Below are 15,601 nucleotides of genomic sequence, written 5' to 3' on the forward strand. Positions count from 1 at the left end.
AGGCCGGATTGTCGTTTGATCCGGCCCCTGGGCGTCGCAAAACGCCCAAGGGCACTGCGGCCGCCGTGTCGGCGACGCTGTGTGATGACTTGAGCACCGAATGGGAAAGGTTGATACTGCGAGTCTCCGAAACTCGATGAAAGTACCTTGAGCCGTCTACGGCGCTGCGGCAAGTGACGCGACGGCAGGTCCGGCCTTACGCTTCTTGGCCGTGTTCACGTTGCGCGTCTCGACCTGTCCGCGCCAGGTTTCCAGCGCCATGATGTCGGCGAGCAGTTCATCGGGTTCCGGGACGGCGACACCACCCATGAGTGCCTTATCGTGCGCGTAGTTCGAGCACTTTGTCATGCCCGCGTTCACTTGCGCGTAGTCATCATCCTCAACTACAACACCGGCCAGCCGCTGCGTCTCGACACCTTTGCGGAAGCGAAGGATGACCTCTCGCAGTAGTACTTCCTCGACGGCACGTTCCCATGCCATGCGCAAGCGGAAATAGGCATCAACGGTCTGCCGTCTGTGTTCTTGCTCTTCGCCGTCCTTGTGGAGTTTGGCGATGGCTTGATGCTGGGCTTTCAGGGCGCTGACGCGCTTGCTCGCGGTCTTTCCCTCGAATGGGAGATCGGGGTCCGCAACCCCGAAGCCCTCTGCGCGGCGGGTCAGGCTTTGGGTTGCAATCGGGACACCGGCCAACTTCGCTTCTTCGACCAGCAGGCACAGGAAATAGATGTCATGGGTAAACACCACGACCTGCCGCTGCGCTGCCTCTGCAGTCAGGCGCTTTGCCACACGTTCACGCCGACGGTGATCGAGCGATGACACCGGATCATCGAACACGATGCCGCCCTTACCGCCACTCAGGCCGACCTCAGCAAGGAAGGAGCCGATCGCGATCGCACGCTGCTCGCCCTCGCTCAAGATGTCACTCGGACTGCGGCTTTGTGGTAGTTCCAGCTTGAGCTTGTGCAGGGCTTTACCCCTATCCGACCGACTCTGCAGCGAAACGCGCAACGTGCCGACACCGAGCGCCTTGAATTCGCGGTTCAGGGCGTCGGCCAGTTCCTTCGACACAACCTTCTCCGCCAGTTCCGACGCCTTTAACGAGATGGCGTTGGTCTTCACGGCAGACAGGCACTTCGTGAGCTTGGCCTGGTGGGCGAGTCGATTGACGGCGGTGACGACAGCATCCTTGATCTGACTCAGTCTTACCCGTGCATCCAGTTCCAGGAACTGCTTCTGCAGGGTCGCACGGGCCTTTTCGTCCGAGGCCTTCTCCAAGGTCACCGCTTCGGCATTCAGCTTGTCAGCCAAAGCCTGAAGGCGCTCGGTCGGATTGACCAGAGGTTGACTGACGTCGTCCCACTGATGCGAGATCACTGCCGCTTTGATGGCCTCCTGGCGAGCGGCCAGGAGCGGCTCGAAAGCCTTGGCATCGGCGGCCAGTTGCGGGTCCAAGGCCTCGATTTCTCCATATGTCACGTCGTCGAGATTCAGCGTGAGAACCTGCGCAGCGAACGGCTTGTATTCCGCGTACAGGGCAACACGGCGTGCCTGGGATGTCTTCTCCGCTTCCTGTTGAATAAAGGCTTCGAAGCGCAGCAAGCGGTCGGAGCCTTCGGCAAGGGGTTGTTGGCAGAGCGGGCAAGGTGCGTCCGCGCCCAGCGCGGGGAACGATTTGTCTGGGTGGGATTCGATGGCGAACTTGCGCGCTGCCTCGAATAGTTCACGCCATGTCTCGCCGCCGGTACCCGGCAGCAGGTTCTCACCTTCCTTGAACTGCTTCGCGGCGAGGGCGGCTGCAGTCTGCGCCGTGCGATAGCTGTCTGCCAGACCTTTCAGCTTGGCGACGACAGCTTGATCCACCTGTGCGCCTTTGCTGGCCGCATTCGCTGCGATAGCTGTGATACGGCGAGCGCGCAAGCGCAGTTGCGCGGCCTTCTCCTTCGGGTTGTTCTCCTTCAGGCTCTTGTCCAGAGACGCATGTTGGGTCAGTTCCTCTGGGGTCACCGTTGCCAGCGCTTCAATCTGGGCTAGGGCCGTCTTGGCGGAAAGCGAGGCGACTAACTTGCCGACGGGTGTGTCGCCTTGCAATGGCGCAAAGGCGGACAGATCAGCGGCGGATTGGGTGTATTCAGTCTCGATCGCCGTCTTCAACTGCTTGCAGACTTTGGCCAGCCCTTCGAATACATCGAGCCCGTAGGGCACATAGGAGAAATCGTCCTCTCTGTCGAGGTAGGCGCGAGCGCAACGCGAGTCGAAAATCGCAAATGACGAAAGCGCTGCAGGAGCCACTTTGCCGTGTTGCCAGTGTGCATCTTGCGCAACTCCATCGATTGCGATTTCGAACGTGGCTTCCGGAGTCCCGGCTTTGCCTGCAGGCAAGTTGGCGTTCGGATGAATAGCCTCCGTCTGATCGCGCGCACGACATGCGCGCTTGAGCACACGGGAGTACCCCGACTTGCCTGAACCGTTATCGCCATAGATGACGGTCATTCCAGAGGCGCCGAAGGGCAGACGTTGATTCTCCGCAATCGCGTTGACGTGCCGCATGCTCTTGATGGCTCGCAGCTCAACGTGAGTTGTCGCTTGGACCGGAGCGGGAATCTGATCTGCCGTCAGCGGCTTGGGCTTGCGGTCTTTGGGATCTGGGATGCCATGTGCCGCTTTGAGTAGCGCGAAGAGGTCATCCTGATCCTCTATCGTGAGCGTTTGCTTGGCCAGCAGGCGGGCCACCGCATCGCTCTGCCACTCAGGCAACCCCTTCGTCCAGTCCAGTATCTCCTGCAATATCGACATAGGCCCCTCCCGCCGTCGTGTCATTTATCGTCCAGAAGCTCTCCCGATTCGCCGCACAGGCCATGGGAGCGCTGTTGCAAACGGAAACATTATGACCCCCCAGGGTTCCGCTGCAAGGCTCGCGCACAGTGCCTTGCGTTTCGCACCAAACCGCCACCACGCGGCATTGCCTTCTCATGCATTTGGTAGCGAGCAAAACCCTCCGCCCTAAGTCCGCTCAGATACGTCCATCAATTGCACCTCCGATTTCCGTATGTCATAGCTGATGCCTTTGATTTCGCAGATGACTATGGACTGTGGGATAAGCTCCAACGTCGGATCGGTTCTTTCCAAGAAATCCCAGTCATCGTTGAGCGATGCGGGATCTTCTTTGTACCAAACCTGTGGATGAAACCATTGATCACCCTCATCGTCCGTTTCGTATAGATAGGCATTTAACTCACGCCCATGTCTCTTGAAAAATCTCTTTACGAACGATGCTTTGTTGAATAGCGTGACGTTGAGCGGGCGCTTGTTTTCGGATGCTGGCACCTGTGCAGAGCGGAAGATTAATCCATCCAAATTGAGCTTCGCATGGGTGGCGAGATAGTCGGATATCACTTGCGTCAACAGATAGCCATCCTCACTGTGCTCAGGGAGGACGGGCTTGGTGAGTACTCTTTCGAGTTGAGAAAGAAACTTCTGCCGCCGCGCACTTTCCAGTGATGACGCATCAAACATGCTGCGATTGATGACAGATGGAATTTGCGGCAGGCGCGTCAAGTCCAGCAATCGTATTGAACGAAGAATTTTGAATTCTGCAACCGCAACACGGCTTCCAACGGGAGGCCGTACTTCGGCAATCGCGACGTCTGGCGAATTGGCGCCGTAGAACATCGAGATGCCTCTGGCGTTCATGCGTCCCGCGCTGCCAACACTCGAAGGCGGTGGTCCCAGTTGAGCGTCTGGGTCTTCCAGCGCCTTCTCTAAGGCATCGTCGTTCTGAAAAACACGTGCGCGAAAAAGAGTTCCCAATTCATGACCGGGGCCGACCGCGATAATCAAAGGTTCGCCTGAGGCAGTGGCATCTGTGTCCACCTTGTCGAAGACCATCTGGAGCACTTCGAGTGCGTCTGGGTTAACAAACCTGGCGCGCGTCCGAAGACTGTCCTGCATGTCGTGCCATCGGCGATGAAGCCAGTGGTCTGCTACGCCAGTTTTAATGAATAAGGCGTCCGCCTCTGGTGCCTGGCCATCGTATGCGTCGCGTTCCCAGATAGTCCGCACGATTTCGAATAAATCGTCGGCAAGCGCATTGGATGCGGGTTCTACCTCTTGCTGAATGACCTCCTGGAGTTCATCCCCGAGAGACGGATACCCATGATCCTCACGAAGAACATTGTCGGCAACTTGATAGTTGTCCTGGAACTCGTGGTCAAAAATCTGCGCGATTTCATATAGCTCCAAGGTCGGCGCGTTCCGTCCGCAATAGGCACACGCCACATCGGTCGTTTCGCTGGCACTTATCTTCTGGCTTAGAAACTGATTGCCGATGCATGTGCCACAGACTGCCTTTTCATCCAGATCGACTCCGCTCAAGATGCTGCTCCATTATTTTTGATTTGCTCTGTCCTCGGCGCCGCACTACACGAAGCAGGCGAAATCCTGCTAGGCGGGCGCCATGTCCCGTCCCTTTTCATGGGCGTACCAGCGTTAGATTAGCGTAACGACAAGCTACTGAGTTAGGCACTCATGCTTTGTCGGTTGTGGATGCAGGGCGTCCCCGGCCAAGAAACATGGCCGGTCGCGCTGTCGTGCTGCGCATCGAGCCCCCTTCGGGGTCTCGCCCCTGACGGGCTTCCATCGTCCCCTCGCTCCGCTCGGCTGACGCCTCCGGCCCGGCTTCCAGCTTCGGGCCTGCGCGCTTCGCTTGCCTTGCGGTCGGCGTGAATGGCGGCCGTTGCCTGTCCAGCCATCTTTCCTGACTCCATCACCTTGTCCGCGACTGTAGCCCGCGCCCGTGCGCCATCAAGGCGCGCAGGGCCGTGTCCTCGGCTGCGCCTGCGGGCCGCACCCACCCTGCGCTTGTTTCCTTGACGGCGCCCGTGCGCGCGCTCCCTTTCGTCGCGGGCGATGAACTCAGGAAAGACGGTGGCAACGAGGCCAACCGGGTTCTTCGTGCCGACCGCACCGAACAGCCGAAAGGCTGGGCTCCGAATCTAGGAATCCGGTGTGCGCTTTCTTCAACAGTCAAGTCAGGAGAACGACATGCTTGCCAACCGTTTTGCTTCCCACTCCCCCGCACTGCGCAGCGACACCCCGCTGTCGGATGACCAGATTCGCCGGGTGGCCCCGTCCATCTTCGCGGACGCCCCGCATGACAGCCGCTCCGAGCGGTACGCCTATATCCCCACGGTCGCGGTTTTGACCGAACTTCGCAAGGAAGGGTTTCAGCCCTTCATGGTGTGCCAGACCCGCGTGCGCCGCGAAGACCGCCGCGACTTCACCAAGCACATGCTCCGCCTGCGCCATGCCAGCCAGATCAACGGCGCGGAAGCCAATGAAATCATCCTGCTGAACTCCCACGATGGCACCAGCAGCTACCAGATGCTGGCGGGTCAGTTCAGATTTGTTTGCGCCAATGGGCTGGTGTGCGGAGACACCGTGGCCGATGTTCGCGTGCCCCACAAAGGGGACGTGGCGGGACAGGTCATCGAAGGCGCTTTCGAGGTGTTGAACGGCTTCGAGCGGGTGCAGGAATCCCGCGACCTGATGCGCGGCATCACTTTGGACGATGGCGAATCGGAAGTGTTCGCCCGCGCCGCGCTGGCCCTCAAGTACGACGACCCCGACAAGCCCGCGCCCATCACGGAATCGCAAATCCTGATGCCGCGCCGGCTCGAGGACCGCCGCCCCGACCTGTGGAGCGTGTTCAACCGCACGCAAGAGAACCTCACCAAGGGTGGACTGCATGGGCGCAGCGCCAACGGACGCCGCCAGCAAACCCGCCCCGTGCAAGGCATTGATTCCGACATCCGCCTCAATCGCGCCCTGTGGCTGCTGGCCGATGGCATGCGCGCCCTCAAAGCCTGACCCCTTCCTGAGTTTTCCCCGCAGGAGGGGCGGTTTCCCCTCCATTCCTTGTTTCACTCGATTGGAGATTCACCATGAACGCTGTTACCCACACCGAAGCCCGCGCCGTCACCACCGCAGCGACCATGCTGCAAGCTGCTGACCCGAGCAAGCACATGACCCTCGTTCCGCTGTCGCGGCTGGTGCTGCGCCCCACGGGCCGCAACGTGCGCAAGACCGCGCCGCGCATGTCCATCCCCGAACTGGCCGCATCCATCCAGCGCGTGGGTCTGTTGCAAAACCTCATCGTCATTCTTGCCGCCGATGGCCTGCATTACGAGGTGGTGGCCGGTGGCCGACGCCTCGCGGCCCTCAAGCTGCTGGCGAAGAAACACCGCATCGCCAAGGATTGGAACGTGCCGTGCCTGCAGGTGGCCGATGGCACGGCACGCACCGCCAGCCTTACCGAGAACGTGCAGCGTGAAGCCATGCACCCGGCAGACCAGTTCGAGGCCTTCGCCGCGCTGGTTGCCGAGGGCCGGCCCATCGAGGACATTGCGGCGGATTTCTCCGTCACGCCCCTGGTGGTGCAGCGCCGCTTGAAGCTGGCGAACGTCTCGCCGCGCCTGATGGACGACTACCGCGCCGATGCCGTGACGCTGGATCAGTTGATGGCCCTGGCCATCACCGACGATCACGCCGCGCAGGAGGCCGCGTTCTACGATGCGCCGCAGTGGCAGCGCAATCCCTCCGCGCTGCGCGAGCGCCTGACCGAGCGCGAGATCGGGGCCTCGCATCCGCTGGTGCGCTTCGTCGGGCTGGACGCCTACGAAGCCGCAGGCGGCGGCATCCGCCGCGACCTGTTCGCGGAAGGCGATGCGGGCGTGTACGTGTCCGATACCGCCCTGCTGGAAACACTGGTGCGCGAGAAGCTGGAAAGCTATGCCTCGACTCTCCGCGCCGAGGGCTGGGCCTGGGTGGATGCCACGCCCGCCATGACTTATGCCGACCTGCAAGCCTTCCAGCGTGCCCCGAGGGAGCGGCGCACGCCGAACAAGCGCGAGGCGCAGCGCATCGAGCGGCTGCAAGAGAAGATGCAGGCCGTGGGCGTTGCCGTGGATGCAGCGATGGACGCCGACGACGAGGACAAGGCCGAAGCCTTGCAAGAGGAAGGCGAAGTCCTGGGCGAGCAGTTGCAGGCGCTGGAAGAGGGCTTGCAGGGCTACAGCGCGAACGTGAAAGCCGCAGCCGGTGCCATCGTCACCATCGACCGCAACGGGGAAACCGTGATCCATCGCGGGCTGCTGCGCGAGGCCGAGGCCAAGGCGCTGCGCACGCTGGAGAAGCTGCGCCAAGGTTTTGCCGAGGGTGAAGGTGCGAACGACGATGATGGCGAAGCGGCGGAAGAAGCCCAGGCCCCCGCCGTCTCCGACCGGCTGGCGCAGCGCCTGAGCGCGCACCGCACCGCCGCGCTGCAAATCGAAGTCGCCCGGCATCCGCAAGTGGCGCTGGCCGCGCTGGTGCATGGCATGGTGCAGAGCGTCTTGCAGGGGCGCTACTACGGGCACGACATGCCGATGGGGGTTCGCTTCACGCTGCAAGACCGGCTGGAAGGCATGGCCCCGGACTGGCCGGAATCACCCGCCGCCCTGGCGCTGCGCGAGCTGCAACAGGTATGGGGCGACAAACTGCCCGAGGACAGCGCCGCACTGTTCGCCGCGCTGCTGGCGATGGAGCAAGGCGAACTGGTCCAACTGCTGGCCGTGTGCGTGGCCGCGACGGTGGACGTGGTGACGCCTCGCGCCACGCCGCACCAGCCCGGCGAGGAACTGGCGCAGGCTGTGGGCCTCGACATGGCGTCATGGTGGCAACCGTGCGCGGAAGGCTACTTCAGGCACGTTCCGAAGGCCGCGATCCTGCAAGCCGTGGGCGAGTTCGCGCCGGCTCACGTCGCTCGGCTGGGCAAGCTCAAGAAAGCGGATATTGCCAGCGAGGCCGAACGGCTGGCCAAGGGCACGGGCTGGATGCCTGCCATCTTCAAGGCCGAAGGGCCACAGGAGGTAGGGCCGGAAGAAGGCGCGCAAGCCAGCGCCTCCGCAATGGATGAACTGGCCGAAGCATTGGCCGCCTGAACCTCGACGCAGAGCAGCGCCCCGGCCCCGGCCGGGGCGCTGGCTTGCAAGGAGCCAGATCATGCCCACCACCGACACCACAAGCCGCCCGCGTATGGCGGCGACCTATGCGCCCGGTACGGTGCGCGCCCGCCGCTGGCACGGCGAGGGCGACGTGCGGAGCTACCGTCCGCCCTCGGGGTGGACGGCCCGCGCCGACCTCACGGACGTTCACCCCATCACGGGCCGCGCCCTGGCGCGCGCCGCGTGGTGGATCATCGAGACGAAAGACTGATGCCGGCACCCGGCCCAGGCCGTTCCGGCCTGGGCCGGGTGGATTCAAAAATCCGGGCGCGGCAGTGGCCGCGCCCGGTGTCGAACCCCGAAGGCCAACCAGAACGCCACAGCCTTCGCGACCGCTCCGGTTGCGGCGTTGGCGCGCGCTTGATGGCGAGGGCCCGATCACACCTTGATCGGGCCAAACATCCCTGTGTAGATCAGCGTTTCCCAAACCTTCTTGATCCCCTGTCCGGTCTCCTGGCTCACGAACAGCGACGACCTGGCGCCGTGAGGGGCGCCCAGGAAATACGAACGCATTGACTCCCAGGTCTCCGCGACCTGCGACCAGGTCCAGCACGGAACTTCTTTCTCCAGGATCAAGGGCACAGCGATGGCCAGCGGGATCATCTTGTCCATGGGCAACGGCTCTTCCCAGTTGCACTTGACCAGGATCGGGGTTGCCTCCGCGCTGTAGAACTGCACATCCAGCTTCTCTGCCGTGATGTACGCGGCGTGGTGGCGAGGCAGGGCCAGCACGGAATCCAGGACCTTCTGGCCATCGCCATAGGGGCAGGTGATGAATCCGTGGGCGAAGTACCGCGTGTGATCGAGGCCCTTGTAGCCGCAGCGATCGCTGGGGGTCGTAACGGGATGGCGGTCATCGTGATTGCGTACCAGCGGGTGCCATGAGGGGTATCGGTCAACTACCGGCCCGAGTTCAGTCACGATGTCTTCTAGCGCCCTTTTGCTCCGGAGGCGCTGCGATTCGTCCGCATCCCGAGGGCGGGGGACAAGGTACTTCTCCACCTCTTCGTATCCTGCTTGTGCTGCTTCATCTGCTCGGAACGCCATGATTCACCTCGTTTTGCTGTGTTGTGCGTGAATGTATTGTGTTACGCATGAAATGTCAATATTGTGCGTAAATTGATTGATTCATGGTAGTTGGCGGTCCGTAGTTCGACGACCATGAGCGTGCCGGCGCAACGCGCCGTCGGGCTCTCGGGCTGCGCCCCGTGCCGACTTCGCTGTCACGGCCATTCGGCTTCCATCCCTCACGCCTTCGCGCCTGCGGCGCTGCGCGCTTCGCTTGCCTCCGGGGGACAGTCCTACGGACTCTCCCCGCCGCGCATGGCTTGGCGCCCCTCAATACCGCCGAACCGGCATGCGCCGGATCGGCCGGGCCAGCGCCCCGCTGCGATGGACGGGGCGCTGGCGAACACGCCGGCGCTTGCTGCGGCAGGTTGTGCAAATGCGTGCTGTCCTCAACGCTGGCGGTTCGTGCCCATCACGTCACGAAGGACGGTTCACGGACAACCCGCCCGGCATCGCTATGGAGCTTCCACGCCACGCCTCAAGACCGGCACTGCAGAGTGCGGCCGGGGCGTTCTCGCCCGTCGTTGGCTGGTTGACTTGGCCCGCGTCACGAGGCGAGCCGGAGCAGCCTTCGGGCGGGGATGCTGAGTCGGCCTTGTCTCCTTTCGGTTTGGGGGTGGTTCGGCCCAAGGCGTCCTTGTCTCGTTGTGAATCCTGGCTGTGGCACGGCTGCGCCTCGGTCTTCATGGCTGCAACCGTCCGGCGAAAACAATTTCCCCGCCTTTGTCACTGCGTTCGGCGGCTTCCTCGCGCAGCAAATTCTTTTCGCCTCCCGGTCCTCCACGGTGTTGCGGCCGCAAGCGGTGCAGCCAGCCCGTCCCCCGCCGGCCGGATCACAACAAGGACGCGATGGGCGCGAACCTTGTTCAACCAAAAGGAGTTTCATCATGGCCAACATCGGTACCTTCACCGCAGACAAAGACGGCTTCACCGGCACGCTTCGCACCCTGACGCTCAACGTCAAGGTCAAGCTGGTCCCCAACGACAAGGGCGACAACGAGAAGGCCCCCGACTTCCGCCTGCAGGCCGCCAGCCACGACATCGGCGCGGCGTGGAAGAAGACCAGCGAGGCCGGGCGGGAGTACATCTCCGTGACCCTCGACGATCCTTCGTTCCCGGCCACGGTCTACGCCCGTCTGATCGAAGGCGAGGACGGCACGCACGACCTGATCTGGTCGCGCAGCAAGCCCCAGGCGGCCTGACGGCCGCCAGCGCCCCGCCCACGGCGGGGCGCTGCGTTGTGGGTTAGTCCCGAACGCGGCAACGGCAGATGGTGGTCCATAGCGAGCTGCGGCCCCCTGTTTGGGAGCGGTGTCTGTGTTTACGGCCCGGGGCATGGCGTGTCGGCGCGATGCGCCGCCGGGCTTTGCGGGCTGCGCCCCGTGCCGTCTTTGCCGTCACGGCCATTCGGCTCCAATCCCTCACGCCTTCGCGCCTGCGGCGCTGCGCGCTTCGCTTGCCTCCCGGGGATCGGCGCAAGGCCCATCCCCGCCGCGCGGTCCTTGGCGCCCTCGACACTGGCTGGGCGTCCAAGACCGCCTTACTGCCCGAATTGACCAAGCCCAGGGGGAGGCGGCACTGCGTTAATCCAGCAACCGGGGCTTTCGCTATCGAAAAAATCTACCTGAACAGGTCCAAGATCATCTTGAATGACTTGATACACGTAATTGCAGTAGACCTGATCACCACGGAATACAGAGACCGCCACCCGCCGAATTCCGGTCCCACGCATCCGCTGCAGCAGATGCCGGTCATGCTCCCCGAGTCCCCAACCGAACAGCGTCAACGTGAATCGCTGCGACGTGAGCACCTCGCGGTACACCGTGGCCAGATAGTAGCTATTCTGGATCGAGGACACCTTCTGCTGCATCGTTCCCTCGCTGACAAACAGCGGCACGACTTGCTCGCTGCGCCACGCCTGCAGGATCGCCTCCAGCAAGCCCGCTCCTGCACTATGGATCTTGAGCTCCTGTTCCACAGCGTTGCGGCATAGAGCCAAGTTTCCATGGGGATAGAACACCAATGTGTTGGTTCGCTCCCGATAGGGCTCACGGAACCTCTGCCACGCATCATTGAAGGCGCCGTGTGCGCCGTTCCCGAGGAAGCAATCCTTGAACAGATGTCCGTCTTGGACATTGAGCCCATAGGTCATAGTCCAATAGACCAGCAAGTCGTAGTTCAGCGAAATGACCGTGTCGAACCCCTTCAGGAACTGGTACATGCTGGGCAATCGGCCACTCACCAGATCATATTCAGGATGCACATTCCGAACGGCTTGAATCAAACACTCTCTGACGTTCAGGTAGGCCTGATGCGTGCGATGGTCTGGTATCTCCAGCGACTTGTTGACGTTGGACGCCTGCCAGACCAGGCGAAGAATCAGCTCAAAGTCGGATGTTCCGAAAAAGCGAAAGAGGCGATTTACATCATCGGCGAGCAATCCCGTTCGCTGGGCATGCTCCAGCAATGAGCCGTAGCCGAAGCTGGGCGAGACAGCCATGCTCGCTCCGTTGCCCAGAAGAATCGTTCCTTGTTGGTAGTTGGGCGCAATCTGCGTCCACTGCGCGATGGGGTATGGCATCCCTGGCTCCTCCTTGTTGTTCGATTACATGATGACATTTTCGGGAGTGATCAAGGACTCATAACCTGCAAGTACCGCGGATAGGTCACTCGTGCCCCGTTTTCAGTCTGCCGCGGCTGCACGCTTCGCAGTACCCCAGGGGAAAGCCCTGCGGGCTATCCCCGCCGCGCGCAGCTTGAACACCGCCGAACCGGCTGAGCCTTGCCAGCGCAGGCGCACACGCTAGAGCGTGCCACCCTTCTTCGTCACCATCTCCAGTTCCTGCCGCACCTGCGCCAGCAACTGGTCGGCCTGCCCCAGGTCCTTGCCGGCATAGGCCAGCGTCAGCAGCGTGAGCGGGTGGACCTCCATGACGTCGCACAGCTCGGCGAGCTTGTTCAGCGTCGGGCTTTTCATGTCACGCTCCAGCGTGCTCATGTAGGTGCGGCTGGAGACGTCGGAGAACGCCTCCTGGCTCAATCCACGCGCTTTCCTGATGGTCTTTAGTGCCTCCGACAATGTATGTTTCGCTGCCAACCCTGGATCTCCCCAAAATCCAAGATGACAGCCGATTGAGTTCTATAGGGCTACAATCTATAGTGTTCGTCTATGCCGATCTGCCGCTTTCGTGCTTTACGGAAATCCGTATCTGCGGCTTCGCACAGAAGCGCAAAGCCGCTTCTGTGTCTTTGCGCCAACCCGCCGATACGGTTCTGCGCTTTCACGCTTCAGCGGCTTTGTGCGAATGAGGGGGTAACCCGTGGACCGACTCATCACCGAGGACGAGCGCAGGCAACTGCTGGAGCACGGCGCGGTTCGCGCTGCCGGCCAGGCCATCGACCCGCAGCCCGTCGTGCGGCTCTTCACCCCGGACGCACACGCCACCTGGCTGCTGGCTTCGCTCAACCCGGCCGATGGCGACACGGCCTACGGGCTGATCGACTTGGGGATCGGCATGCCCGAGCTGGGCGAGATCAAGCTGTCCGACCTCGCCTCCATCGTCGGGCCGCGCCGGCAGCCCGTGATGCGGGATCGGTATTTCCGGGCGGCACGCACGCTGTCGGCGTACACCCGGCTGGCCCAGGAGAACGGTTCCATCCTCGATTGAGCGGTTCGCGCCACGGCCAAACCGGGCGCATAGAGGCTATTTGGGTCTTACTTCAGACCTGTCAGGTCTTAGTCGGCACTGTTGCACCAAACCGGTGCCACTCTGGCGAAACCGGCCATGACGCAGCGCGCGTCATGGGGCACGGTGGATGGCGCAGGAGGCGGCATTTCCTCGCACGCCACCGTCGCATTCAGACGATCCGCACAACAGACGGTGTTGCATTTCGTCTTGACACGCAAGTTACCAATCTACCATCTTATTCACGAATGGATGCTAGTTTGATGCGGTGACGTTGGCGTGCGGAACCGGTGACGGCTTTCCTGCGGTTTCAAGGGAGCTTGCGTCATGGCCGAGCCGCATCACCTTGCGCACTGGTATCCAACAGCGGCGTATCTCTACGTCCTGTACCTGGACGCGCTCGCGCTGGCCTGGGAGTACCTGCGCCGCCATCCCGACTACCGGCTCGACTGGCTGCGCCACCATCACCGGCAACCCACACACCAGGCCGCACAGCACGCGGCGCGCCGCTGGGGCCTGCGCCTGCTGGAAGACCCGGCCCTGGATGCGCGCGACGCGCATCCGGCCTGGCTGCCCGGCCACGATGCTGTGGTGCAGCTCCATCCCGATGCCGATCCGCCGCCCGAGGCGGCGGCCTTCGCGTTCTGGAGCATTCCCGGCCACAAGCAACTGCTGCATGACGGCAAAGGGCTAGCGCTGATCGCGCGCGGCCCTGGCCATTGCGCGCGCTTCGCGCTGGCGCCCGGCCTGGAGGACGGCATGGCGGTCGCCTATGCCCACCGCGGCCGTGGCGCTCCGCATGTGCCTGATACGCCGGCCCCGATGGCCCGGCCCCGGCCACCGCCTGCGGCGCTGCTGGAGCTGCACACCTTGCAGGCGCTCGACGCGACCCTGGCGGGCGCGTCCTTGCGCGAGGTGGCCGAGGGTCTGTTCGGTGCCGATGCCGTGGCCGCCGACTGGCACGCGGATGGCGACCTGCGCGCCCGCGTGCGCCGCCTGGCGCGCCGGGGCGATGCGCTGATGCGCGGCGGCTATCGCCGCCTAGCACAGCTCCCCCCGCTTGAGAAGGGACGTTTTGAAGGGGACGCAAAACGTCCCTGAGCAGCAGAGCTTCGTTTTCTGAGACTGCCTCCATCCGGTTGCGCTCTGTGGCCGGAGCTTTGAAAGCTATGGAGGTACACCCCATGCGTCCTGCTCCCCTGCGGCCTGCCGCCGCTCCCGCAACTGCTTCGACCGCTGCCGCGCAGCCGCAGCGCTATCTCACCAACGACGAAGCCGCCGACTACCTGCGGCTGTCGCCGCGCACGCTGGAGAAACAACGCGTGCTGGGTGGCGGCCCCAAGTTCCGCAAGTTCGGCCGGCGCGTGATGTACGCCGTGGCCGACCTCGATGCCTGGGCCGCCGAGCGCAGCTTCGAAAGCACCTCCGATCCCGAGTACGCCGAGCACCATGCGGCGGACACCCGTGCGCGCTGATCGCTGGCACGCGCCCGGCCATCGCCATGTCCCGCCCTGCGCTGCCGTCCCGGCAGCGGCTATCGCAAGAACGCGAACAGCTCGACCTGTTCCGCGCCTTGCCGGGCGACATGGCGCCGCGCGACAGCCAGGACCTGATGGCCTTTCCGTTCTTCTCGCTGGCGAAGTCGCGGCGCACGGCGCCGATCGACTTCCAAGCCAGCGGCGTGACGATCCGCGTGGAGGGCACGCAAGAGCACGGCATCGCCACCATCTGGGATGCGGACGTGCTGATCTGGGCCGCCAGCCAGATCGTGGAAGCGCGCGACGCGGGCCTGCGCCCGTCGCGGCTGATGCAGGCCACACCCTACGAGATCCTGCGCTTCATCGGGCGCGGTACGTCGCTGCGCGACTACCAGCGCCTCAAGGCGGCCTTGGATCGCTTGCAGTCCACCACGGTGGCCACGTCGATCCGCGAGACCACGGGAAGGCGTCTGCACCGCTTCTCGTGGATCAACGAGTGGAAGGAGCTGGCCGACGCCCGCGGCACGCCGCTGGGCATCGAGCTGATCCTGCCGGACTGGTTCTATGGTGGCGTGCTGGATGCGGCACTGGTGCTGACCATCGATGCGGGGTATTTCCGGCTGACGGGTGGCATCGAGCGCTGGCTATACCGCCTGGTGCGCAAGCACGGCGGGCACCAGCCCGGCGGCTGGCAGTTCGATTTCCGGCACCTGCACCGCAAGTCGGGCAGCACGGCGAAGCCCTACGACTTCGCCTGCGACCTTCGCGCGCTGGTCGCGCGGCAGTCGCTGCCCGGCTATGTCCTGGGCATCGAGCGGATGGACGGAGTCGAGCTGCTGACGTTCCGCCCGGTGCGTCCCGTGCCGTGGCCGGCACGGGGATAAACGGTGCGAAGCCTGTGGACGAGCTCGTGCTATCAGGCGTGCCAGGTCTCGTGCTATCAGGCGTGGGACTATCGTGCTATCAGGCGTGTCATTCGCCCGCAAAGCCAATGCTGGCACGGGTTTCGGCCTCCCTTAACTTCCCTAACTTAAATGCTCTAACTTCTAGTAGAAGCACCGCGCCTCGGTGGACAACCGCCGCGCGGGCAGAAACGCAGCAGCAACAGCCGCGCTTTCCAACGCGGAGGGCTAGGCCATGATCGTCGCGCTGCTCAACCAGAAAGGCGGCGTGGGCAAGACCACGCTCGCCACCCACATTGCCGGCGAGCTGGCGATGCGCGGCCAGCATGTCGTGCTGCTGGACGCCGACCCGCAAGGTTCATCGCTGGACTGGACACAGCGTAGAAGCCAGCAAGGTCTGCCACGGCTGTTCAGCGCCGTGGGCCTGG

General features: G+C 63.2%; 14 protein-coding genes. 9 read left to right on the plus strand and 5 right to left on the minus strand.

The annotated features are described in order from the left end of the window. Positions 1-156: 156 nt before the first annotated feature. Together DTS01S_RS26295 and DTS01S_RS26300 are read right to left on the minus strand one after the other, a co-directional pair. Positions 157-2,793: an AAA family ATPase gene (locus DTS01S_RS26295; protein ID WP_061289673.1), complete on the minus strand. Its 2,637-nt coding sequence runs from the start codon at positions 2,791-2,793 to the stop codon at positions 157-159. 207 nt (positions 2,794-3,000) lie between these two features. After that, the gene (locus tag DTS01S_RS26300) at positions 3,001-4,371 is read right to left on the minus strand and encodes an RES family NAD+ phosphorylase (RefSeq protein WP_050042450.1); all 1,371 of its coding nucleotides are present in this window, start codon (positions 4,369-4,371) and stop codon (positions 3,001-3,003) included. A gap of 669 nt (positions 4,372-5,040) precedes the next feature. On the opposite strand from DTS01S_RS26300, the gene DTS01S_RS26305 reads away from it, so the two are divergent. The 3 genes from DTS01S_RS26305 to DTS01S_RS26315 all read left to right on the plus strand — a co-directional run bounded on the left by DTS01S_RS26305 (position 5,041) and on the right by DTS01S_RS26315 (position 8,250). Further along, complete coding sequence (locus tag DTS01S_RS26305) at positions 5,041-5,865, plus strand: DUF932 domain-containing protein (protein WP_061289679.1); 825 nt, start codon at positions 5,041-5,043, stop codon at positions 5,863-5,865. 74 nt (positions 5,866-5,939) lie between these two features. Beyond that, positions 5,940-7,976, plus strand: coding sequence for a ParB/RepB/Spo0J family partition protein (locus DTS01S_RS26310; protein ID WP_061289682.1), 2,037 nt, complete (start codon positions 5,940-5,942; stop codon positions 7,974-7,976). A gap of 61 nt (positions 7,977-8,037) precedes the next feature. Then, a complete protein-coding gene (locus DTS01S_RS26315) occupies positions 8,038-8,250 on the plus strand; it encodes a hypothetical protein (RefSeq protein WP_061289685.1) in 213 nt (70 codons plus the stop codon). 167 nt (positions 8,251-8,417) lie between these two features. Here DTS01S_RS26315 and DTS01S_RS26320 read toward each other — a convergent pair whose 3' ends face one another. Beyond that, positions 8,418-9,086: a hypothetical protein gene (locus DTS01S_RS26320; RefSeq protein ID WP_061289688.1), complete on the minus strand. Its 669-nt coding sequence runs from the start codon at positions 9,084-9,086 to the stop codon at positions 8,418-8,420. Between the two features lie 908 nt (positions 9,087-9,994). Between DTS01S_RS26320 and DTS01S_RS26325 the strand changes: the two genes are divergently transcribed. Then, positions 9,995-10,309, plus strand: a complete 315-nt coding sequence (locus DTS01S_RS26325) for a DUF736 domain-containing protein (RefSeq protein WP_019726278.1) — start codon at positions 9,995-9,997, stop codon at positions 10,307-10,309. A 338-nt stretch (positions 10,310-10,647) separates the two neighbouring features. Here the strand turns inward: DTS01S_RS26325 and DTS01S_RS26330 are convergent, their stop codons facing one another. Both DTS01S_RS26330 and DTS01S_RS26335 read right to left on the minus strand, forming a co-directional pair. Next, entirely contained in the window at positions 10,648-11,688 is a 1,041-nt protein-coding gene (locus tag DTS01S_RS26330) for a DUF4917 family protein (protein ID WP_061289692.1), read from the minus strand. Between the two features lie 222 nt (positions 11,689-11,910). Further along, on the minus strand, positions 11,911-12,204 hold the full coding sequence (locus tag DTS01S_RS26335) for a helix-turn-helix domain-containing protein (RefSeq protein WP_074931783.1): 294 nt from the start codon (positions 12,202-12,204) through the stop codon (positions 11,911-11,913). A 223-nt stretch (positions 12,205-12,427) separates the two neighbouring features. Here DTS01S_RS26335 and DTS01S_RS26340 point away from each other — a divergent pair, with 223 nt between their 5' ends. From DTS01S_RS26340 to DTS01S_RS26360, 5 genes are all read left to right on the plus strand, one after another. Then, positions 12,428-12,775 (plus strand): DUF2958 domain-containing protein, encoded by a 348-nt coding sequence (locus DTS01S_RS26340; protein WP_061289697.1) that lies wholly within the window; start codon positions 12,428-12,430, stop codon positions 12,773-12,775. 345 nt (positions 12,776-13,120) lie between these two features. Continuing rightward, positions 13,121-13,894: a DUF7011 domain-containing protein gene (locus DTS01S_RS26345; RefSeq protein ID WP_061289701.1), complete on the plus strand. Its 774-nt coding sequence runs from the start codon at positions 13,121-13,123 to the stop codon at positions 13,892-13,894. Between the two features lie 83 nt (positions 13,895-13,977). Next, positions 13,978-14,268 carry a helix-turn-helix transcriptional regulator gene (locus DTS01S_RS26350; RefSeq protein ID WP_061289704.1) on the plus strand — a complete coding sequence of 97 codons (291 nt, stop codon included), beginning with the start codon at positions 13,978-13,980 and terminating at the stop codon, positions 14,266-14,268. Between the two features lie 26 nt (positions 14,269-14,294). After that, a complete protein-coding gene (locus DTS01S_RS26355) occupies positions 14,295-15,155 on the plus strand; it encodes a replication initiator protein A (RefSeq protein ID WP_061289707.1) in 861 nt (286 codons plus the stop codon). Between the two features lie 253 nt (positions 15,156-15,408). Next, positions 15,409-15,601, plus strand: a 193-nt coding sequence (locus tag DTS01S_RS26360) for a ParA family protein (RefSeq protein WP_156493789.1), incomplete at its 3' end; no start/stop codon positions are given.

It is taken from the genome of Delftia tsuruhatensis NBRC 16741 (assembly GCF_001571325.1).
In the GTDB taxonomy this organism is placed as follows: domain Bacteria; phylum Pseudomonadota; class Gammaproteobacteria; order Burkholderiales; family Burkholderiaceae_C; genus Comamonas; species Comamonas tsuruhatensis.